The sequence below is a fragment of the Paeniglutamicibacter psychrophenolicus genome (genome assembly GCF_030812255.1).
Classification (GTDB): domain Bacteria; phylum Actinomycetota; class Actinomycetes; order Actinomycetales; family Micrococcaceae; genus Paeniglutamicibacter; species Paeniglutamicibacter psychrophenolicus_A.
In genome coordinates, this window is record NZ_JAUSSH010000005.1 from 203,361 (window position 1) to 224,250 (window position 20,890).

Consider the following 20,890-nt stretch of genomic DNA (forward strand, 5'->3'; position numbering starts at 1 on the left):
GGGGGGGAATACCTGGATTAGTTGTCCGTGGCGGCGAGCTCGCGCTCGATCGTCTCGGCCAGGCGTTCCTCGATCTCCGGAACCCGGATCTGCTGCACGATTTCGTTCAGGAAGCCACGCACCACCAGGCGGCGTGCGGTCTTCTCGTCGATTCCGCGGCTCATCAGGTAGAAGAGGTGCTCGTCGTCGAAGCGTCCGGTGGTCGAGGCGTGTCCGGCACCGTCAATCAGGCCGGTCTCGATTTCCAGGTTCGGCACCGAGTCGGCGCGTGCGCCTTCGGTGAGCACCAGGTTGCGGTTCGCCTCGTAGGAGTTGGTCCCCTTGGCTTCCTTGCGGATCAGCACGTCGCCGACCCACACTGTGTGCGCGTCCTTGCCCTGCAGGGCACCCTTGTACAACACGTTGGACTTGCAGTTCTCGGTCGCGTGGTCCACGAACAGGCGGTGTTCCAGGTGCTGTCCGGCATCCGCGAAGTAGAGTCCGAAGAGCTCCACCTCTCCGCCTTCGCCCTCGAAATGCGCCGACGGGGTCATGCGCACCAAGTTGCCGCCGTAGGTGACGGCGATGTGCTTCAGGTGCGCGTCCTTGCCGACCTTGGCCAGGTGGGAGGATGCGTGGATGGCATCCTCGGCCCAGGCCTGCAGCGAGATCACGGTCAGCTTGGCGCCTTGGCGGATATCGAATTCGATGTTCTGAGCCAGTACCGCGGACCCGACGTGGTCAATGACCACCACGGACTCGGAGTTGGCTTCGGCGATGACCACCATGTGGCTGGCCGCGGCATCGAGCGAGGTTCCGGTGTAGGTCAAGGTGACCTGTTCGCCGGTGGAGTTCGCCGGGATCGTGACGATCTTCGCTTCGGCTGCGTGCTTCCAGGCGTTGGCCGAGATGCGGTCCTCCGGGATGCCGGCCGAACCGACGCGCGCGTCGGTCATGGCAACGGTTTCCAGCGTGGAGACGTTGGCGCCTTCGACGGTCAACGCGGGGGCAACCCCGGTCAGCTCGTTCTTGTGCAGGCCGCCCATGCGCTTGAGCGGCGTGAAGCGGAAGTCCTCTTCACGACCGGTCAGCACCGGGAAGTCCTCGACGTTGTAGCTGGTCTTGCGACCGGCACGCGAGGAATCGGGGATTCCCGCACCGCCGCCGTGGCTGTGCGCCTTGGAGGCGTCACCGCCGATCGGGGATGCTGCTGCGTTCAACGGCGAAAGGTTTTCGCCCTCTTCGGTGAAACCGGCAATGCTCGGCGCACCGATGCGGGCCTTTTCGCCCGTTAAGTGAGTTGCGGTATCAGTCATGATTAACCGACGGATCCTTCCATCTGCAGTTCAATGAGGCGGTTCAGTTCCATGGCGTACTCCATCGGAAGCTCGCGGGCGATCGGCTCGACGAAGCCGCGCACGATCATGCCCATGGCTTCCTCTTCGGTCATGCCGCGGCTCATCAGGTAGAAGAGCTGCTCCTCGGACACGCGTGAGACGGTTGCCTCGTGGCCCATGGTCACGTCGTCCTCGCGGACGTCGATGTACGGGTAGGTGTCGGATCGCGAGATCTGGTCAACCAGCAGCGCGTCGCACTCGACCGAGTTGCGTGCACCCTTGGCGCCCTCGCGGACCTGGACCAGGCCGCGGTAGGCGGCGCGGCCGCCGTTGCGGGCCACCGACTTCGAGACGATCTTCGAGGAGGTGTTCGGGGCGATGTGGACCATCTTGGACCCGGTGTCCTGGTGCTGTCCGGCACCGGCGAAGGCGATCGACAGGGTCTCGCCCTTGGCGTGCTCGCCGACCAGGTAGACGGCCGGGTACTTCATGGTGACCTTGGAGCCGATGTTGCCGTCGACCCATTCCATGGTCGCGCCCTCTTCACAGACGGCGCGCTTGGTGACCAGGTTGTACACGTTGTTCGACCAGTTCTGGATCGTGGTGTAACGGACGCGGGCGCCCTTCTTCACGATGATTTCCACAACTGCCGAGTGCAGCGAATCCGAGGTGTAAATCGGGGCGGTGCAGCCCTCGATGTAGTGAACGTAGGAGTCCTCATCGGCAATGATCAGGGTGCGCTCGAACTGACCCATGTTTTCCGTATTAATACGGAAGTATGCCTGCAGCGGGATGTCCACGTGGACGCCCTTGGGAACGTAGACGAAGGAGCCGCCGGACCAGGTCGCGGTGTTCAGCGAGGCAAACTTGTTGTCGCCCACCGGGATGATCGTGCCGAAGTACTCCTTGAAGATGTCTTCGTGCTCGCGCAGCGCGGTGTCGGTATCTAGGAAGATGACACCCTGCTTTTCCAGATCCTCGCGGAGCTGGTGGTAGACAACCTCGGACTCGTACTGGGCGGCGACACCGGAAACCAGGCGCTGCTTTTCTGCCTCGGGGATGCCGAGCTTGTCGTACGTGTTCTTGATGTCGTCGGGCAGGTCATCCCAACTGGTTGCCTGCTTCTCGGTGGAACGCACGAAGTACTTGATGTTGTCGAAGTCGATGCCCGAGAGGTCTGCACCCCAGGTGGGCATGGGCTTGCGATCGAAGTACTTCAGGCCCTTGAGGCGCATGTCCAACATCCACTGGGGCTCACTCTTGAGCTCCGAGATGTTGCGGACAACGTCCTCGTTGATGCCGCGGCGTGCATTGGCACCCGCGTCGTTCTTGTCACTCCATCCGTATTCGTAATTACCAATTCCATGGAGTTCTGGGTTCTTCTCCAGGATCTCGGTAATCACGCCGGCGTCAGTGGACTCCTGTGCAATCTGATCCGTCATCGCGGCCTCTCCTGCTTCGTGATCTTGATTCGAGTTCTCTTCTCAGCTCGCTGAGGAGTTTGGTTGCGACCCACGGGTATGTGGGTCGTACACACATGCCCGCCGCTGGCAAGTGTCGAGAGCCTTCGCACATCGACACCCAGCAGGCGGGAAAAGGTCTGGGTTTCCATCTCGCAAAAGACGGGGAATTCCCGGGCCAATTCTTGGATGGGGCAGTGCCCCTGGCACAGCTGGACGCTGAGCATGGTCGCGGTCGGCGAATCTGCGCCGACCTTGCGGGTGGAGGCAACGAAGCCGTCCGCGCTGAGCGCTTCGCTCAACACCTCGGCGCGCTCCTCGAGTCCGTCGATGCCGGCCATGATGGGACGGTAGCGCCGTTCCATCTCGCCGAAGCGGCGGGCGGCAAAGGCCTTGACCGCATCGGGGCCGGCGGCACGACCGAGTTCGGTCAGCGCCTCGGTGGCGATGTCAAGATAGTCGTTGCCCATCCTGGTTTGGCCGCGGTGCGAAAGCACATAGCGGCGTGACGGCCGACCGGCGCCGGTGCGCTGGTTGGCCACGAGCTTGACCTCGACGAGCCCTTGCTTGGAGAGCGCATCAAGGTGGCGACGAACGGCTGCAGGGGTAAAGCCCAAGCGCTCGCCCAATTCGGCGGCGCTGACCGGGCCATCCTCCAAAACGGAATACAGGACTCGGTCGCGGGTGCGTTCTTCGGCTTCCCCTGTCGCGGGAACGATGCGTGCCGGGGCGTCGCCGGCCGGCACGTCGGTTTTCGATGAATACACAACACAAGCATGCTCTAATCCAGTGCATCCGTCTAGTAAGGCACTGCTTACTTCGTCGCAGGTGGAACCCGGCCGAAGAAAAGTTAGCCGACAAAGAGACCGGGGCCACACCCTGGCCCCAGTGTCTTCTACCTGACATAGAATAACCGGGTGTCCAATGTGTCTACAAGTCTCGTGATTGAGGACTTGCTCAAAGATTTCGGTCCCGTCCCCGCCCTGGATGGCCGCATGATGCGGGTGCTCCACGGCATCAGCCTCAAGGCCGACGCGGGCAGCGTGACCACCATCCTGGGATCCAACGGCGCGGGGAAGTCAACGACCCTGGCGTGCGCCCAGGGCCTGCTGCGCCCCAACGGCGGCACCGTCCGACTGCTCGGCGAGGATCCCTACGGCGCCAGCCCCGCACTGCGTTCGCGCGTGGGGGTCATGCTGCAGGACGGCGGGTTGCCGCCCTCGCTGCGCCCGATCCCGCTGCTGCGCCATGTCGCCTCGTTCTACCGGCGGCCCGCCGACCTCGACGCCCTCATCGAGCGCCTGGGCATCAACGAGTTCGCCACCACCTCCATCCGCCGGCTCTCCGGCGGCCAGAAGCAACGCGTGGCGCTGGCCTCCGCCCTGGCGGGAAACCCGGACGTGGTCTTCCTCGACGAACCCAGCGCCGGACTGGATCCGCAATCGCGCCAGGTCGTCTTCGAGCTGATCGGCGAACTGCGCGAGGCCGGCATGTGCATCGTGTTGACCACCCACCTCATGGAAGACGCGCAGAAGCTTTCCGACTACGTCTACATCATCGACGACGGGCGCAACGTGGCCCAGGGAACGGTCTCCGAGCTCACGGCGCACGCCGCGCACGAAACCCCGGCCCAGGCCGTGACCTTCACCGCCCGGGCGGCCATGATGCTGCCCGCGCTGCCGGAGCACCTCACCCTCGCCGAGGCCTCCCCCGGACACTACCGCCTCGATGGCGTCCGCTCCCCCGGGGATCTGGCCGAACTGACCACGTGGTGGACCCGCGAGGGCGTCCTGCCCCACGCGCTGACCATGCAACCGCGCACGCTTGAAGACGTGTTCCTGGAAATTGCCGACAAGGGAAACAATGCCAACTAGTATGCAGGCCGCACCGGCCGCCAACGCGCAGGGAACACTGCGGCGCATCCTGCTGCAGGGGCGCTACGAGACCCTGGGCATGATCAGCAACGGCGAACAGCTCGTCGTTGCCGTGGTGCTGCCGCTGATGGCCCTCCTCGGCCTGGTCTTCACCGACCTGCTCAAGGATGTCGCCGCCAACCCCATCGACGCCGCCGCCCCCGGCGTGCTGGCCCTGTGCGTGGTGTCCACCGCGTTCACCGGGCAGGGCATCGCCACCGGCTTCGACCGCCGCTACGGGGTGCTGCGCTTCCTCTCGACGACCCCGCTGGGCCGTGCCGGATTGATCTACGGCAAGGTCATGGCCGTGCTGGTGGTCCTTTTCCTCCAGGTCTTGGTCATCGGCGGCACCGCGCTGCTGCTGGGGTGGCGGCCGGCGCCCGCCGGCATCGGCTGGGCCATCGCGCTGCTGGTTCTGGGTGCGGCGGCGTTCACGGCCCTCGGCCTGCTGGTCGCCGGGACCGTGCGCCCCGAGGCTACGCTGGCCATCACCAACCTGGCCTGGGTCCTGTTGGCCGCTGTCGGGGGCATCCTGTTCCCCAGCACCCGGGCCCCGGCATACCTGCAGCCGATTGTCGACCTGCTGCCCTCGGCCGCCCTGGGCGATTCCCTCAGGGCGGCCCTGATCACCGGAACCGGGTCGGTCTCCGGGATCCTCATCCTGCTGGCATGGACAATCATTGCCGGTTTCGCCGCAACCCGCTGGTTCAAGTGGAACTAGAATCCTGGAGCACAACACCATGAGCACCACCTCCCCCGCCACCAACAGTTGGACGGACAAGTTGCCCACCACCGTGAACAACACGGTGCACCGCCTGGCCATCGCCTCCCTAGCCTCCCAGATCGGCATCATCGTCACCGGTGGCGCCGTCCGCCTGACCAAGTCGGGGCTGGGCTGCTCGCAGTGGCCCAACTGCGTGCCCGGGTCGATGACCCCGGTTCCGGAGCAGGGCATCCACGGGCTGATCGAGTTCGGCAACCGCACCCTGACGTTCATCCTTGCCGCCATCGCGGTGGCCATGATCGTGTCGATCTGGCGCATGCGCTCCACCCACAAGACCATCTACCGCCTGTCCATCGCACTGCTGGCGGTCATTCCCGCCCAGGCGGTCATCGGCGGCATCACCGTCTGGTCCAGGCTGAACCCGTGGGTCGTCTCGCTGCACTTCCTGGTCTCCGCGGCCCTGGTCATGGCGGCGGCGCTGCTGGTGAACCGCACCGGGGCGCTGCGCCGCGGGGCCACCTCGCTGGGCGAACCGGCCGGAGCCACCCAGCGCTTCCTGGCCTGGACCATCTTCACCACCTCCATCCTGGCCCTGGTGCTGGGCACGATCGTCACCGGCACCGGCCCGCACGCCGGCGACGCGGACGCCCCGCGCCACATGTTCGACCCGTACATCGTCACCCGCATCCACGTGGTCCCGGTCTACCTGCTGGTGATTGCCACGGTTGCCGCCCTGGTGCTGGCGCTGCGCCACGGCTCCGATGCGAAGCTGCGCACCCCGCTGTGGCTGATGGCCGGAGTGGTGGTGCTGCAGGGCGTCATCGGCTACGTCCAGCACTTCACCGGCCTGCCGATCCTCCTGGTGCTGCTGCACATGCTCGGCGCCTCGCTGCTGGCCGCCGCGGCCGTCAACGTCTGGGACCGCACCACCGCGAAGTTCCCGTTCTGACCTTTACCGAACACCGGCAACTTTGAGGGAGGCCCTGGCGCGCTGGAAGCGTGACAGGGCCTCTTTCAGTATCCGGTGGCCCTGCGCCTCGAATCGCGCATCGCCCACCGCGTGTCCCACTGCTGCATGGCCAGCCGGCACAGGTCGGTGGCGGCGGGGCGGAACGCGAAACGGCCGAAGTCGTTGACGCGCAGCTTGCCGTTCTCGCTGAGCCACTTCCGCGGATGCCAGTCCCCATGCGTGGGCACCACCGTGACCGGGTGCGCGCCATGCTCGGCAAGCCGGCGGCGGGCCGCCCGCTCGGTGGCCGCATCGACCAGGTGCCGCGCGTCGAGCCAATGCGGCGCACGCGCCGTGGCACCGGCCTCGTGGTCCTCGTCCCGGCGGCCCCCGGTGCCGTGCAGCAGCCGAAACGCGGCACCGGCCTGCTCGTGGATGTCCGGGGAGTACTCGGCCGCGGTGCCCTCGAACAACACCCCGGGCCGGTATTCCAGGACCATGATGCCCGCCTCCCGGCATCCCTGCAGCAGTTCCCCGGCCGGCCCGGCGGCGACCAGCCGGCCGGTGTGTCCACGGTGCGCGGTGGGCTCGCGTCCGATGTGGTGGTTCGCTCCCCCGGCGCCCTTGGCGATGACCTCGCGGTTTCCCGCTCGGACGTGCAGCACCTTGGTGTCGAGCTGGCCCCACGACAAATCCGCCAGCAGCACCGGGGCCCCAAGCCACACCCGGTCGAACCTCGCTTGCCGGACCGAAAGCTGTCCGTTGTCCCATGTCCGCATGGTTCGAAAGACTACCCGCGGTGCCGCGGCCCCCGGTCGGTAAAGTTGCTTCGACGACACCGACCCGCATCCGCGCTCCGCGCCCCGGGGACGCCGCAGCGCTGGCCGAACTCCACCTGGAGATCTGGGCCGAAACCCATGCCGGGGTGCTCCCCGCTTCCGCCTGGGGCGAGGAAGCGCGCACCGGCAGGATCCGGATGTGGGGGTCGATCTGCACGGCCCCGCGTCTCGGCGACCGCTGTGCGGTGGCCGAGCGGGACGGCCGGCTCGTCGGCCTGGCCGGTGCCGGGGCGAGCCAGGACACCCCGCCCCGCGGACCAGGGAATTGTGGTTCATCTGCCTGCTGGCTGCGGCACACGGCTCCGGGGCGGGCCAGTGGTTGCCCGATGCGGCGCTCGGGAAGGAGCCGGCGAGCCTGTGGGCGCTCGAGGCGAACGCGCGCGCCGCGGCCTTATGCTCCCGCAACGGATTCGGTCCCGACGGCACCCGGAGACCCGGTGGGTACGAGGGCGCGGCGACGTGATCCGCATGGTCCGCCGAGCGTTCCGGGCCTGCATGCGCTCCCCGGGGCAACCGGTCACCGACAACAAAGCGGCCCCCCGGATGAACCGGGGGGCCGCTTGCGAAGAGGATGTGGCGGGATCAGCCGAAGAGCGGGCCGCCCACGAACGGGTCGATGGCCAGTGCCACGAAGACCAGCGTCAGGTAGGTGATGGAGATGTGGAAGACCTTCATGGCCTTCTTGTTCATGTCCGCCGGCTCGTGGTCACGCTGCGCCTCGCGGTAGAGCACGTGGCACTCGTAGACGAACCAGAGGCCGGAAACGCCGGCGATGACGGTGTAGACGATGCCCGCATAGCCCATCGGGACCAGCAGCAGCGAGCACACCAGCGTGGCCCAGGCGTACAGCACGACCTGCACCGAGACGCGTCGGGCCGTGGAGATCGCACCGAGCATCGGCACGTGGGCGGCGTTGTAGTCGTCCGCGTATTTCATCGACAGCGGCCAGTAGTGCGGCGGGGTCCACAGGAAGATGATCAGGAACAGGATGATCGCGGGCCATTCGACCTTGTTGGTCACCGCGGCCCAGGCAATGAGCACCGGCATGCAGCCGGCGATCCCGCCCCAGACAATGTTCTGCGCGGTGCGGCGCTTGAGGATCAGCGTGTACAGCACCACGTAGAAGAGGATCGCGGCCAGGCCCAGGGCCGTGGTCAGCGGGTTGGTGCCGAACCAGAGCACCGCCAGCGAGGCGATGGCCAGGACATAGGAGAAGACCAACGCCTCGCGCGGGGTGACCTCTCCGGTGACCAGCGGGCGCCCCTTGGTGCGCTGCATCACCTTGTCCATGTCGCGGTCGATGTAGCAGTTGAAGGAGCCGGACGCGCCGGCCGCCATGGCACCGCCGAGCAGCGTGGCCAGCACCAGCGAAATCGAGGGGAAACCGCGCTCGGCGAACATCATGGTCGGCAACGTGGTCACGAGCAGCAGTTCAACCACACGTGGCTTGGTCAGGGCCAGATAGGCCTTGGCTTTTCGCGAAACGAATTCGCCGGCCGATTCGTTCGGCTGGCGAGCTGCGCGGGCCCTCGTTGCGGAGTCAACGGACACGGTCTTCACAGACATTTACTCAGTTCTACGGGGGTAATAAGGACAATCACCCTCTAGCATACCCTTTTACGTCGTGTAGAAATGGGTCGGGGTGCAATGCGGGCGGGCCCGCGTCGGCGTACCGGAGCCGGGCAATGTTTTCGCCATGCCTCAACAAGCGGTCGCAAACGGGCACTTTCGGGCTCGATGGCGCTAAGCTGGAAGCGTTGCGCCGCCGCCGAATCCGCCCAGTGAACCATTGGATGGGACGGCGGCGTTGTGCTTACGGGGCGGGACCCCGGCGCAACCAACAGACTTTGAAATGCACACCGTACAGGGAGGACCCACAACGTGGCGCCACTAGCAGACAACAGCGAATTCGCTTGGACCGATCTTGACCAGCGAGCAGTCGACACCGCCCGCGTGCTGGCCGCGGACGCGGTCGAGAAGGTGGGGAACGGGCACCCCGGAACGGCGATCTCGCTGGCACCGGCCGCCTACCTGATCTTCCAGCAGCACCTGCGCCACGACCCGTCCGACCCGTCCTGGATCGGGCGCGACCGCTTCGTGCTCTCCCCCGGCCACACCTCGCTGACCCTCTACACCCAGCTCTTCCTCTCCGGCTACGGCCTGGAGATGGAAGACCTCGAATCCTTGCGCACCTGGGGCGCCAAGACCCCCGGACACCCGGAATACGGCCACACCGCAGGCGTGGAAATCACCACCGGCCCGCTGGGCCAGGGCCTGGCCTCGGCCGTGGGCTTCGCCTACGCCCAGCGCCGCATGCGCGGCCTGCTTGACGCCGATGCCGCCGCCGGCACCTCCCCGTTCGACCACACCGTGTGGGTCATCGCCTCCGATGGCGACCTGCAGGAGGGCGTCACCTCCGAGGCCTCCTCGCTGGCCGGCCACCAGGAACTGGGCAACCTCGTCGTGGTCTACGACGAGAACCACATCTCCATCGAGGACGACACCGACGTCGCGTTCACCGAGAACGTGCTGGGCCGCTACGAGGCCTACGGCTGGCACACCCAGCGCGTGGACTGGACCAAGACCGGGAACTACGTCGAGGACCTCGCCGAGCTGGACGCCGCACTGCGCGCCGCCAAGGCAGAGACTTCCCGCCCCTCGATCATTTCCCTGCGCACCGTCATCGGCTGGCCCTCGCCGACCAAGGCCGACACCGGCGGCATCCACGGCTCCAAGCTCGGCGCCGACGAGGTCGCCGGCCTGAAGCGGGCCCTGGGCTTCGACCCGGCCGAATCCTTCGCCATCGACGAAGCCGTGCTTGGCCACGCCCGCGAGGTCCAGACCCGCGGCACGGCCAGCCGCGCCGCCTGGCAGGAAGGCTTCGACGCCTGGTCCGCCGCCAACCCGGAGAACGCCGCACTGCTGGCACGCCTGGAATCCGGCCAGCTGCCCGCCGGCTGGGATCAGAACCTCCCGGTGTTCGAGCCCGGCAAGGACGTCGCCACCCGCTCGGCCTCCGGCAAGGCCATCAACGCCGTGGCCGGCGTGCTGCCCGAGCTCTGGGGCGGCTCCGCCGACCTGGCCGGCTCGAACAACACCACCATCGAGGGCGCGCCCTCCTTCATCCCGGAATCGCGTTCCACCGACTCCTGGAAGGGCAACCCGTACGGACGGGTGCTGCACTTCGGCATCCGCGAGCACGCCGCGGCCTCCATCGTCAACGGCATCACCCTGGCCTCCCCGACGCGCGCCTACTCGGGCACCTTCCTGATCTTCTCCGACTACCAGCGCCCGGCCATCCGCCTCTCGGCGCTGATGGGAATCCCGTCGATCTACGTCTGGACCCACGACTCCATCGGCCTGGGCGAGGACGGCCCGACGCACCAGCCGGTCGAGCAGCTCGCATCCCTGCGCGCCATCCCGAACCTGGACGTGGTCCGCCCGGCGGACGCCAACGAGGTCTCCTTCGCCTGGAAGAAGATCCTGGAAACCACCTCCAACCCGGCCGGCATCATCCTTTCCCGCCAGAACCTGCCGGTCTACGACCGCAGCGCCCTGGGCTTCGGCGCCGCATCGGGCACCGAAAAGGGCGCCTACGTGCTCGCCGACGCCACCGCCAACGGCGAGGTCGTCGCACCGGCGGTGCTGCTGCTGGCCACCGGCTCCGAGGTATCCCTGGCCGTCGAGGCCCGCGAGGCCCTGCAGGCCCAGGGCGTGCCCGCCCGCGTGGTGTCCATCCCGTGCCTGGAATGGTTCAACAAGCAGGACGCCGCCTACCGCGAGTCCGTGCTGCCCGCGGCCGTGAAGGCCCGCGTCTCCGTCGAGGCAGGAGTGGCCCAGGGCTGGCGCGAACTGGTCGGGGATGCCGGACGCATCATTTCCCTTGACCACTACGGCGCCTCGGCCGACTACAAGCGACTCTTCTCGGAGTTCGGGATCACCGCGGAGGCCGTCACCGCCGCCGCCCTCGATTCCATCTCCGCTGCCAAGTAACACCACAACACCCAAAGGATTCCCATCGTGAGCAACGCAAACACCCAGGCCCTCTCCGACGCCGGCGTCTCGATCTGGCTCGATGACCTCTCCCGCGAACGCCTGACCTCCGGTTCGCTGGAAACACTGATCAAGGAAAAGAACGTCGTCGGGGTCACCACCAACCCCTCGATCTTCCACGCCGCCTTGCAGGACGGCGAGTCCTACGCCGCACAGGTCAAGGAACTTGCAGCTGCCGGCATGGACGCCGAGGAAGCGGTCTTCAAGATCACCAGCGACGACGTCGCGGCGGCCTGCGACCTGTTCGCACCCGTCCACGCCGCCTCCAACGGCGCCGACGGCCGGGTCTCCATCGAGGTCGACCCGCGCCTGGCCCGCAAGACCGCCGAGACCATCGCCGAGGCCAAGGTCCTGTCCGAGATGGTCGACCGCGAGAACGTGCTGATCAAGATCCCGGCAACCGTCGAGGGCCTGGAGGCCATCGCGCAGACGCTGGCCGCCGGCATCTCGGTGAACGTCACGCTGATCTTCTCCCTGGAGCGCTACCGCGCGGTCATCAACGCCTTCCTCACCGGGCTCGAGGCCGCCAAGGCCAACGGGCACGATATTTCCAAGCTGCACTCGGTCGCCTCCTTCTTCGTCTCCCGCGTGGACACCGAGGTCGATGCGCGCCTGAACGCCATCGGCACCGACACCGCACTGGCCCTGCGCGGCAAGGCCGGCGTCGCCAACGCCCGCCTGGCCTACCAGGTCTACGAGGAGTCCTTCACCTCCGAGCGCTGGAACCTGCTGGCCGCCGCCGGCGCCCACGCCCAGCGCCCGTTGTGGGCCTCCACCGGTGTGAAGGACCCGGCGCTGCCGGACACCCTCTACGTCACCGAGCTGTGCGCGCCGAACACCGTGAACACCATGCCGGAAAAGACCCTGGAAGCCACCGCCGACCACGCCCAGATCACCGGGGACGCCGTGTCCGGGACCTACGGGCAGGCCAACGCCGTGCTCGACGAGCTTGCAGCCCTGGGCGTGAGCTACAACGAGGTCGTGGCCAAGCTCGAGGTCGAGGGCCTGGACAAGTTCGAGGCCGCCTGGAACGAGCTGCTCACCGACCTCGCCGTCTCGCTGAAGAAGGCAGGCAACTAATGAGCTCCCTGGGTTTCATCGCCACCGGTGCCGCGCAAGCGGCCATCGAGGCGCATGTGCCGGGGCTGGTGGCCGACGAGGTCGCCAGCCGCATCGCCGCCAAGGACACCACGGTGTGGGTCGCCTCGGCCCGCGCCGAGGCCGCGATCCGCCTGGGCTGGGTCGACGCCGCGGAAAGCTCGCGCGCCCTGGTGCCCGGCATCCTGGCGCTGCGCGACGAGCTGCGCGCCGAGGGCGTGAACCGCATCGTGCTTGCGGGCATGGGCGGCTCCTCGCTGGCCCCCGAGGTCATCTGCGCGACCAACGACGTCGAGCTGGTCGTCTGCGACTCCACCGACCCGGAAATGGTTGCCGGCGTCCTCACCGACCGGCTGGCCACCACCGCCCTGGTGGTGTCCTCCAAGTCCGGTTCCACCGTGGAGACCGACTCGCAGCGCCGCGTCTTCGAACAGGCGTTCAACGACGCCGGGCTTGACGCCGCCGCCCGGATCATCGTGGTCACCGACCCCGGCTCCCCGATGGATGAGGCCAGCCGCAAGGCCGGCTACCGCGCGGTGTTCAACGCCGACCCGACCGTGGGCGGGCGCTATTCGGCGCTGACCGCCTTCGGGCTGGTCCCCTCCGGCCTGGCCGGGGTGGACATCGAGGCGTTCCTGGACGAGGCGTCCGACGCCGCGGAGTTCCTGGCCGAGGACGACGAGGACAACATCGCCCTGGCCCTGGGCGCCGCGCTTGCCGGCACCGTGCCGCTGCGCGACAAGCTGATCTTCGCCGACGAGGGCTCGGGCCTGGTCGGGTTCGCCGACTGGGCCGAACAGCTCATCGCCGAATCCACCGGCAAGCTGGGCACCGGCGTGCTGCCGGTGGTCGTGGAGGACGGGGCGCCGGAAACCACTTCCGGCGCGGCTGACTTCCTGCAGATCCGCCTGGTGGCCGACACCGGGCTGCTCACCGACGGGGACATCGATGCCAACGCGGCCTCGGTCGCCGTCTCCGGTGCCCTGGGCGCGCAGATGCTGCTCTGGGAGTACGCCACGGTGGTCGCCGGGCGGCTGCTGGAGATCGACCCGTTCGACCAGCCCGACGTGGAGGCCGCCAAGGTCGCCGCCCGCTCGCTGCTGGATTCCACCCCGGATCCGGTCCCCGCGCAGCTCACCGAGGGCGCGATCGAGGTCCGCGGTTCCGCCGGGCTGCTCACCGGCGTCGACTCGGTCGCCGGCGCACTGGCGGCATTGTTGGAGGCGCTGCCGGGCAACGGGTACCTGTCGGTGCAGGCTTACCTGGACCGCCGCGCGGACACCGCGCTGGAGGCCATCCGCCCGGCACTGGCCACGGCCACCGGACGACCGGTGACCTTCGGCTGGGGCCCGCGCTTCCTGCACTCCACCGGGCAGTTCCACAAGGGCGGCCCGCGCGTGGGTGCCTACCTGCAGGTCACCGCGGACTCCGCGATGGACCTGTCGATCCCCGAGCGCCCCTTCACCTTCGGGGAGCTGATTGCCGCACAGGCTTCCGGCGACGCGGCGGTGCTGGCCGATGCGGGACGCCCGGTGTTGCGCCTGCACCTGCGGGACAAGGAAGCGGGATTGGCCCAATTGGATAAGCTGGTGCGGGATTTGGCTTAGGGCCTGATCCACCACCCGCATCCCACCCCGGTGCACCGGGCGCCGCGCGCGCCCGGTGCACCGTTTCACCGGTTTCCCACCAACAGTTGAAGGCCCGTCTTTGATGCTCGATTCCACCCCGCGCCCCGCGCTGAACCACCCCAATCCGCTGCGTGACCGCCGGGACCGGCGCCTGGAGAAGATTGCCGGACCCTCGGCTCTGGTGTTCTTCGGCATCACCGGCGACCTGGCCCGCAAGAAGCTCATGCCCGCGGTCTACGACCTGGCCAACCGCGGCCTGCTGCCGCCGAACTTCGCCGTGGTCGGCTTCGGGCGCCGGGACTGGAGCGCGGAGCAGTTCGCCGCCGAGGCCAAGGCCTGGGTCAGGGACCACTCCCGCACCGCCTTCAACGAGACCGTCTGGGAGCAGCTGGCCAGCGGCTTCAGGTTCATTTCCGGCGGGTTCGACGACGATGCCGCGTTCACCAGGCTGCGCGAGACGCTCGACGACCTGGCCGCGACGCGCGGCACCTCCAAGAACCACGCCTTCTACCTCTCCATCCCGCCGAACTCCTTCGAGACCGTCTGCCAGCAGCTCTCCAAACACGGGCTGGCCCACGACGACTCCCCCGACGCCGGCTGGTCCCGCGTCGTCATCGAGAAGCCCTTCGGCCACGACCTGGCTTCGGCCCGCGAGCTCAACGAGATCGTCGAATCGGTCTTCCCGCCCGATGCGGTCTTCCGCATCGACCACTACCTGGGCAAGGAGACGGTGCAGAACCTGCTGGCCCTGCGCTTCGCCAACCAGCTCTTCGAGCCGCTGTGGAACGCCAAGTACGTGGACCACGTGCAGATCACCATGGCCGAGGACATCGGCATCGGCGGCCGCGCCGGCTACTACGACGGGGTCGGGGCGGCGCGCGACGTCATCCAGAACCACCTGTTGCAGCTGCTGGCGCTGACCGCCATGGAGGAACCCATCTCCTTCGACGCGGACCACCTGCGCAGCGAAAAGGAAAAGGTGCTCACCGCCGTGCGGCTGCCGGAGGACCTGGATTCGGCCAGCGCCCGCGGCCAGTACACCTCCGGCTGGCAGGGCGGGGAGAAGGTCACCGGCTTCCTGGACGAGGAGGGCTTCAACCCGGCCTCCAAGACCGAGACCTACGCGGCGATCAAGCTGGAAATCAACACCCGCCGCTGGGCCGGGGCACCGTTCTACCTGCGCGCAGGCAAGCGCCTGGGCCGCCGGGTCACCGAGATCGCGGTGGTCTTCAAGCGCGCCCCCAACCTGCTCTTCCGCGACCACAAGGACGACGAGTTCGGGCAGAACGCCATCGTCATCCGGGTCCAGCCCGACGAAGGCGTGACCATCCGCTTCGGCTCCAAGGTCCCGGGCACGCAGATGGAGGTCCGCGACGTGACCATGGACTTCGGCTACGGGCACGCGTTCACCGAGTCCTCCCCCGAGGCCTACGAGCGGTTGATCCTCGATGTGCTGCTCGGCGAGCCGCCGCTGTTCCCCCGCCACGAGGAGGTCGAGCAGTCCTGGCGCATCCTCGACCCGTTCGAGGAACACTGGGCGTCGCTGCCGACCCAGCCCGAACCCTACGCCCCAGGCTCCTGGGGCCCGGCCTCGGCCGACGAATTGATGGCCCGCGACGGAAGGACATGGCGCCGCCCATGATTGCCGAGCTGCAAGACACCACCACCTCGAAGATCTCCAAGGAACTGGTCACCATGCGCCGGGCCGGCGGATCCGCCGCGCTCTCCCGCGTGCTGACGCTGCTGGTGATCACCCGTGCCGGGTACGAGGAGGACGCGATCTCCGCGGCCTCGCTGGCCAGCCGCGAACACCCCTGCCGCATCGTGGTGGTGGTCAAGGGCGCGGCCACCGGGGCGACCCGGCTGGACGCGCAGATCCGCCTGGGCGGCGACGCCGGAGCCGCGGAGGTCATCGTGCTGCACACCTTCGGCCCCGATGCGCACGTGGACGAATCCCTGGTTTCCGGGTTGCTGCTGCCCGACGCCCCGATCGTGGCCTGGTGGCCGCACGGGGTCCCGAAGGACGCCGCACACACCCCGCTGGGCAGGATCGCGCACCGCCGCATCACCGATTCGGGCGCGGAGGCCAACCCGCGCAAGGCGCTCTTCGCGCTGGCCGAGTCCTACCGGGCCGGGGACACCGATCTGGCCTGGACCCGGCTGACGCTGTGGCGCGCCCAGCTGGCCGCGGTGATGGACCAGCTGGACCCGGCCGAGGTCACCGCGGTGACCGTCACCGGTGCGGTCGATTCCCCCTCCACGGTGCTGCTGGCCGCCTGGCTGCGGCTGTGCCTGCGGATCCCGGTGACGCTGGCGTCCTCCCCCGAGGGCACCGGCGTCCGCTCGGTGCGTTTCGCCCTTCCCTCCGGCGACGTCGAGCTTTCCCGTCCCCCCGGGGACGTGGCCGAGCTGTACCAGCCGGGCCAGAAGGCCCAGCTGATTTCCCTGCCGCAGCGCTCGGTCTCAGACTGCCTGTCCGAGGAGATGCGCCGCCTCGACCCGGACGAGCTGTTCGGCGAGGTCGTGCGCGAGGGCCTGAAACGCACCAACCTGAGGAGCATCCGTGCCAGTGAGCGCTAGGCGTCACGTCGTCATCCACCCCGACCTGCCGGCCACCGCCGCAGCTGTCGCCGCCCGGCTGGTCACCGCGATCCTCGACGCGCAGGCCGCGCGCGGGGAGGCGTCCATCGTGCTCACCGGCGGAACCCTGGGCATCGCCTCGCTGCAGGCCGTCGCCGACTCCCCCGCGCTGGGCGCGGTGGACTGGTCGCGGGTGAACTTCTACTGGGGGGACGAGCGCTTCGTCGAGGCCGGCTCCCCGGACCGCAACGCGGTGCAGGCCGAGGTGCTGCTGGGCGTGCTCGATGCCCACGGCCTGGACCGGGGCCGGGTGTACGCCATGGGCGCGGCCGACGAGTTCGGGACCCCGGAGGAGGCGGCCGCCGCCTACGCGCACCTGCTGGAGCGGGAGGCCTCCGACGAGGGAACCGCCGGTTCCCTGCCGGTCTTCGACGTGCTGATGCTGGGCATGGGCCCGGACTCGCACGTGGCCTCGCTGTTCCCCGACCACGCGGGTGCCGCGGCAACCGGTGCAAACGTCATCGGGGTGCGGGATTCGCCCAAGCCGCCGCCGCTGCGCGTGTCCCTTACCTTCGAGGCCATCAACACCGCCCGCGCGGTGTGGCTCGTGGTCGCCGGGGCCGACAAGGCCCCCGCGGCAGGCGTGGCCCTGGGCCAGGAGCCGGTGGAGCGCGAACGCGTTCCGGCCTCCGGGGTGTCGGGCACGCAGGGCACCTGGTGGCTCATGGATGCCGCCGCCGCGGCCCTGGTCTGACCGGTTTTCCACCCACGCCAAAGCGCGGCCCGCCTCATCCGTTGAAGGAGAGGCGGGCCGCGCTTTTTGCCTGCTTGGTGCGGTGCGGCCGAAGGCTAGGACTCGACGCTGAAGCGCATGACCAGGCCCAGGCCGATGATGACGGCGGCCCAGATTACTCCCAGGATGATGGTCACGCGGTTGAGGTTGCGCTCGGCGACGCCGGAGGAGCCCAGCGAGGTGGTCATGCCACCGCCGAACATGTCGGACATGCCGCCGCCGCGGCCCTTGTGCAGCAGGATGAGCAGGGTGAGCAGCAGGCTCGTGATGCCCAGCAAAATCTGCAGTACCAACTTGATGACGTCCACTATTGCCCTTCAATCCGCTCGATGGCGATTAGTCGGTCACCAGGTGGTGCTCGAACCTAACAATGTTAGCAAATTCCGCGGCGTCCAACGAGGCCCCGCCCACCAACACGCCGTCGACGTCGCGCTGGGCGAGGATTGCCGCGGCATTCGACGCCTTGACGGAGCCGCCGTACAGCACGCGGACCGAGGCCGCGGTCTCGTCGCCGAAGAGCACCGCAAGCTCGGTGCGGATGGCGGCGCACAGCTCCTGCGCGTCTTCCGGTCCCGCGACCTCGCCGGTGCCGATGGCCCAGACCGGCTCGTAGGCAACCACGAGGGTTTCCGCCTGCTCGGAGGTGACCCCGGCCAGCGAACCACGCAACTGCTCGAGCGTGTACTCGACGTGCGTTCCGGCCTGGCGGATCTCCAGTCCCTCGCCCACGCACAGCACCGGGACGAGCCCGTGGCGGTATGCGGCGACGACCTTTGAGGCCAGCAGCTCGTCGGACTCGTGGTGCAGGGCCCGGCGTTCGCTGTGCCCCACCAGCACGTAGCCGCAGCCCAGGCGGGAGAGGAACTGTCCGGAGATTTCCCCGGTGTAGGCGCCGGAGTCGTGGGCGGAGAGGTCCTGGGCGCCGTAGCGCACCGGGAGGTTGTCGCCCATGGTCAGCGTCTGCACGCCGCGCAGGTCGGTGAACGGCGGGAAGACCGCCACCTCGACCCGCTCGAAGTCGTGCTCGGCGTCGGCCAGCGTCCAGGCCAGCTTCTGCAGCAGCGTGATGCCCTGGACATGGTCCATGTTCATCTTCCAGTTGCCGGCAATCAGCGGCTTCCGGTCGAATTTACCGTTGGTCGAAGTGGTCACTTACGCGCCTCCAAGGCAGTCAGGCCTGGCAGTTCCTTGCCCTCGAGGTACTCGAGGGAGGCACCGCCGCCGGTGGAAATATGTCCGAAATCGTCGTCGTGGAAACCCAGGGTGCGCACCGCGGCGGCGGAATCCCCGCCGCCGACGACGCTGAACGCCTCGGATTCGGCCAGCGCGCCGGCCACCGCACGGGTGCCGTTCGCGAATGCCGGGATCTCGAAGACGCCCATGGGCCCGTTCCAGAAGACCGTGTTGGCACTGGTGATGTAGCTGGCGAAGGTTTCCCCGGAGACCGGGCCGATGTCCAGGCCCAGGCCGGTGTCGCCGAAGCGCCCGCCGGTGATGTCGTCGGCCGGGCGCACCTCGTGCTCGGCGTCGGCCCCGAACTTCGAGGCGACAACCACGTCGGTGGGCAGCACGATGTCGCAGCCCAGTTCCTTGGCGCGCGAGAGGTAGCCGCGGCAGGTTTCCAGCTGGTCTTCCTCAAGCAGCGAGCCGCCGACCTCGTGGCCCAGGGCCTTGAGGAAGGTGAAGGCCATGCCGCCGCCAATCAGCAGGTGGTCGGCCTTCCCGAGCAGGTTCTCGATCACCGCAAGCTTGTCCGAGACCTTGGATCCGCCCAGCACGACTACGTAGGGGCGTTTGGGCGCCTCGGTGAGGGTCTTCAGGACCCGCACCTCGGTGGCCACCAGGTCGCCCTGGTAGGCCGGAAGCAGTGCGGCGATGTCGTACACCGAGGCGTGCTTGCGGTGCACCGCGCCGAAGGCGTCGTTCACGTAGGCACCGCCCTCGCCGGCCAGTGCGGCCAGTTCGGCGGCGAACTGCGCGCGCTCGCCCTGGTCCTTGGAGGTTTCGCGCGCATCGAAGCGCACGTTTTCCAGCACCAGCACGGCACCGTCACCCAGTTCGCCGGCAAGCTTCTGCGCGGAAGGACCCGTGACGTCGGTTGCGGTGCGCACGTCGAGCCCGGAGAGCTCGGCCAGGCGCGTGGACGCCGGGGCGATGGAGTATGTGGGGTCGGGTTCGCCCTTGGGGCGGCCCAGATGTGCCATGACAATGACGCGGGCGCCGGCCTCGGCCAGCTTCTGCACCACGGGAATGGAGGCGCGTACACGCCCATCGTCGGTGACGGTGAAGCCATCGAGCGGCACGTTCAGGTCGCTGCGGACCAGAACGCGCCGCCCAAGGACACCATCGGCGATCAGTTCGTCGAGAGTGTGGGAAGTCATGTGACTAGGTTATCCGAGTCTCGGGGACTAACCGAGCCGGGCGCCGACGTAATCGGTCAGGTCAACCAGGCGGGTGGAGTAGGCCCACTCGTTGTCGTACCAGGCGACGACCTTCGCCGTGGTGCCGATGACGGAGGTCAGGCCGGCGTCGAAGACCGCGGAGTGCGGATCGTGGACGATGTCGGTGGAGACCAGCGGGTCCTCGGAGTACTTCAGGTAGCCCTTGAGCGGGCCCTCTTCGGCGGCCTTCTTGAACGCGGCGTTGATTTCCTCGACGGAGGCCTCGCGGGCCAGGTTCACGGTCAGGTCGGTGGCCGACCCGGTCGGGACCGGCACGCGCATGGCGTAGCCGTTGAGCTTGCCCTTGAGCTCCGGGAGGACCAGGCCGATGGCCTTGGCCGCACCGGTGGAGGTCGGGATCATGTTCAGGGCGGCGGCGCGGGCGCGGCGCGGATCCTTCTTGTGCGGGGAATCCTGCAGGTGCTGGTCCGCGGTGTACGCGTGGATGGTGGTCATCAATCCGTCGACGATGCCGAACTGGTCGTTGAGGACCTTGGCGACCGGGCCCAGGCAGTTGGTGGTGCAGGAGGCGTTGGAGATGATGTGGTGCTTGTCGGCCTCGTACTTCTCGTGGTTGACACCCATGACGATGGTGATGTCTTCCTTGGAAGCGGGCGCGGAAATGATGACCTTCTTGGCACCGGCCTGCAGGTGCTTCTCGGCGTCGACGGCCTTGGTGAACAGGCCGGTGGACTCGATGACGACGTCGACGCCCAGCTCGCCCCAGCCCAGGTGGGCGGGATCCTTCTGCGAGAGGACCTTGATGCGCTTGTTGCCGACGACGATGTAGGCGCCGTCGACGCTCACGTCTTCTTCCAGGCGGCCCATGATCGAGTCGTACTTGACCAGCATGGCCAGGTCGTTGATGGATCCGAGGTCGTTTACTGCAACAACTTCGATGTCTGCGCGGTTCGCCAGGGCTGCTCGCAGGAAGTTGCGGCCAATGCGTCCGAAACCGTTAATGCCAACACGGGTAGTCACGTGTATTTCTCCTTGACAGAGTGGTGTTGCCACTGCCGCGGAAAGAGGGCCCCGGGGTTGGGACACAGAAACGGAGTGGCTTGGAAAAATTGGACACTCCGTTGTGTCGTCAGCT

Annotated in this window: 18 protein-coding genes; 9 read left to right on the plus strand and 9 right to left on the minus strand. The window is 67.9% G+C overall.

Translation table 11 applies throughout. From position 1 onward, the window contains the following. Positions 1-17 precede the first annotated feature (17 nt). The 3 genes from sufD to J2T21_RS09670 are packed head-to-tail and all read right to left on the minus strand — an operon-like array spanning position 18 to position 3,543. The gene (gene sufD / locus J2T21_RS09660) at positions 18-1,295 is read right to left on the minus strand and encodes a Fe-S cluster assembly protein SufD (protein WP_307580840.1); all 1,278 of its coding nucleotides are present in this window, start codon (positions 1,293-1,295) and stop codon (positions 18-20) included. 2 nt (positions 1,296-1,297) lie between these two features. Further along, positions 1,298-2,758 carry a Fe-S cluster assembly protein SufB gene (gene sufB / locus J2T21_RS09665; protein WP_307580842.1) on the minus strand — a complete coding sequence of 487 codons (1,461 nt, stop codon included), beginning with the start codon at positions 2,756-2,758 and terminating at the stop codon, positions 1,298-1,300. Further along, positions 2,755-3,543 (minus strand): helix-turn-helix transcriptional regulator, encoded by a 789-nt coding sequence (locus tag J2T21_RS09670; RefSeq protein WP_373457912.1) that lies wholly within the window; start codon positions 3,541-3,543, stop codon positions 2,755-2,757. Before J2T21_RS09670 ends, sufB begins: the two co-directional genes overlap by 4 nt. A gap of 159 nt (positions 3,544-3,702) precedes the next feature. On the opposite strand from J2T21_RS09670, the gene J2T21_RS09675 reads away from it, so the two are divergent. From J2T21_RS09675 to J2T21_RS09685, 3 genes are read left to right on the plus strand one after another with little or no spacing between them, the layout of a single operon-like run. Then, positions 3,703-4,650, plus strand: coding sequence for an ABC transporter ATP-binding protein (locus tag J2T21_RS09675; protein ID WP_307580962.1), 948 nt, complete (start codon positions 3,703-3,705; stop codon positions 4,648-4,650). Beyond that, on the plus strand, positions 4,640-5,410 hold the full coding sequence (locus tag J2T21_RS09680; protein ID WP_307580844.1) for an ABC transporter permease: 771 nt from the start codon (positions 4,640-4,642) through the stop codon (positions 5,408-5,410). The genes J2T21_RS09675 and J2T21_RS09680 overlap by 11 nt, the downstream gene beginning before the upstream one ends. A 19-nt stretch (positions 5,411-5,429) precedes the next feature. Continuing rightward, complete coding sequence (locus tag J2T21_RS09685) at positions 5,430-6,362, plus strand: COX15/CtaA family protein (RefSeq protein ID WP_307580846.1); 933 nt, start codon at positions 5,430-5,432, stop codon at positions 6,360-6,362. A gap of 65 nt (positions 6,363-6,427) precedes the next feature. On the opposite strand, the gene J2T21_RS09690 is transcribed toward J2T21_RS09685, so the two are convergent. Both J2T21_RS09690 and J2T21_RS09695 read right to left on the minus strand, forming a co-directional pair. Further along, entirely contained in the window at positions 6,428-7,141 is a 714-nt protein-coding gene (locus J2T21_RS09690; protein WP_307580848.1) for a phosphotransferase, read from the minus strand. Between the two features lie 642 nt (positions 7,142-7,783). Continuing rightward, complete coding sequence (locus tag J2T21_RS09695; protein ID WP_071216760.1) at positions 7,784-8,767, minus strand: heme o synthase; 984 nt, start codon at positions 8,765-8,767, stop codon at positions 7,784-7,786. A gap of 315 nt (positions 8,768-9,082) precedes the next feature. Here J2T21_RS09695 and tkt point away from each other — a divergent pair, with 315 nt between their 5' ends. The 6 genes from tkt (at position 9,083) to pgl (ending at position 17,314) form a co-directional block, all read left to right on the plus strand. Then, a complete protein-coding gene (tkt, locus tag J2T21_RS09700) occupies positions 9,083-11,194 on the plus strand; it encodes a transketolase (RefSeq protein WP_307580850.1) in 2,112 nt (703 codons plus the stop codon). 27 nt (positions 11,195-11,221) lie between these two features. Next, positions 11,222-12,334 carry a transaldolase gene (gene tal / locus J2T21_RS09705; protein ID WP_307580852.1) on the plus strand — a complete coding sequence of 371 codons (1,113 nt, stop codon included), beginning with the start codon at positions 11,222-11,224 and terminating at the stop codon, positions 12,332-12,334. Then, positions 12,334-13,959: a glucose-6-phosphate isomerase gene (locus J2T21_RS09710; protein ID WP_307580854.1), complete on the plus strand. Its 1,626-nt coding sequence runs from the start codon at positions 12,334-12,336 to the stop codon at positions 13,957-13,959. The genes tal and J2T21_RS09710 overlap by 1 nt, the downstream gene beginning before the upstream one ends. Positions 13,960-14,062: 103 nt before the next feature. Beyond that, the gene (zwf, locus tag J2T21_RS09715) at positions 14,063-15,622 is read left to right on the plus strand and encodes a glucose-6-phosphate dehydrogenase (protein WP_307580856.1); all 1,560 of its coding nucleotides are present in this window, start codon (positions 14,063-14,065) and stop codon (positions 15,620-15,622) included. Beyond that, a complete protein-coding gene (locus tag J2T21_RS09720; RefSeq protein WP_307580858.1) occupies positions 15,619-16,560 on the plus strand; it encodes a glucose-6-phosphate dehydrogenase assembly protein OpcA in 942 nt (313 codons plus the stop codon). Before zwf ends, J2T21_RS09720 begins: the two co-directional genes overlap by 4 nt. Then, complete coding sequence (gene pgl, locus J2T21_RS09725; protein WP_373457913.1) at positions 16,550-17,314, plus strand: 6-phosphogluconolactonase; 765 nt, start codon at positions 16,550-16,552, stop codon at positions 17,312-17,314. Before J2T21_RS09720 ends, pgl begins: the two co-directional genes overlap by 11 nt. A 95-nt stretch (positions 17,315-17,409) precedes the next feature. Here the strand turns inward: pgl and secG are convergent, their stop codons facing one another. Genes secG through gap form a run of 4 tightly spaced genes read right to left on the minus strand, consistent with a single transcriptional unit; the run spans position 17,410 to position 20,775 of the window. After that, positions 17,410-17,661, minus strand: a complete 252-nt coding sequence (gene secG / locus J2T21_RS09730) for a preprotein translocase subunit SecG (protein WP_307580861.1) — start codon at positions 17,659-17,661, stop codon at positions 17,410-17,412. A 28-nt stretch (positions 17,662-17,689) separates the two neighbouring features. After that, positions 17,690-18,505, minus strand: a complete 816-nt coding sequence (tpiA, locus tag J2T21_RS09735; RefSeq protein WP_307580863.1) for a triose-phosphate isomerase — start codon at positions 18,503-18,505, stop codon at positions 17,690-17,692. After that, positions 18,502-19,734: a phosphoglycerate kinase gene (locus J2T21_RS09740; RefSeq protein ID WP_307580865.1), complete on the minus strand. Its 1,233-nt coding sequence runs from the start codon at positions 19,732-19,734 to the stop codon at positions 18,502-18,504. Before J2T21_RS09740 ends, tpiA begins: the two co-directional genes overlap by 4 nt. Before the next feature lie 27 nt (positions 19,735-19,761). Then, positions 19,762-20,775 carry a type I glyceraldehyde-3-phosphate dehydrogenase gene (gene gap / locus J2T21_RS09745; RefSeq protein ID WP_307580867.1) on the minus strand — a complete coding sequence of 338 codons (1,014 nt, stop codon included), beginning with the start codon at positions 20,773-20,775 and terminating at the stop codon, positions 19,762-19,764. Positions 20,776-20,890: the final 115 nt, after the last annotated feature.

Excerpts from the sequence above, each read along its gene's own strand:
- sufB (WP_307580842.1), bottom strand. The coding sequence starts at position 2,758 with ATGACGGATCAGATTGCACAGGAGTCCACTGACGCCGGCGTGATTACC.
- J2T21_RS09695 (WP_071216760.1), bottom strand. The coding sequence starts at position 8,767 with ATGTCTGTGAAGACCGTGTCCGTTGACTCCGCAACGAGGGCCCGCGCA.
- J2T21_RS09740 (WP_307580865.1), bottom strand. The coding sequence starts at position 19,734 with ATGACTTCCCACACTCTCGACGAACTGATCGCCGATGGTGTCCTTGGG.
- J2T21_RS09690 (WP_307580848.1), bottom strand. The coding sequence starts at position 7,141 with ATGCGGACATGGGACAACGGACAGCTTTCGGTCCGGCAAGCGAGGTTC.
- J2T21_RS09680 (WP_307580844.1), top strand. The coding sequence starts at position 4,640 with ATGCCAACTAGTATGCAGGCCGCACCGGCCGCCAACGCGCAGGGAACA.
- sufD (WP_307580840.1), bottom strand. The coding sequence starts at position 1,295 with ATGACTGATACCGCAACTCACTTAACGGGCGAAAAGGCCCGCATCGGT.
- J2T21_RS09710 (WP_307580854.1), top strand. The coding sequence starts at position 12,334 with ATGAGCTCCCTGGGTTTCATCGCCACCGGTGCCGCGCAAGCGGCCATC.
- J2T21_RS09720 (WP_307580858.1), top strand. The coding sequence starts at position 15,619 with ATGATTGCCGAGCTGCAAGACACCACCACCTCGAAGATCTCCAAGGAA.
- J2T21_RS09685 (WP_307580846.1), top strand. The coding sequence starts at position 5,430 with ATGAGCACCACCTCCCCCGCCACCAACAGTTGGACGGACAAGTTGCCC.
- zwf (WP_307580856.1), top strand. The coding sequence starts at position 14,063 with ATGCTCGATTCCACCCCGCGCCCCGCGCTGAACCACCCCAATCCGCTG.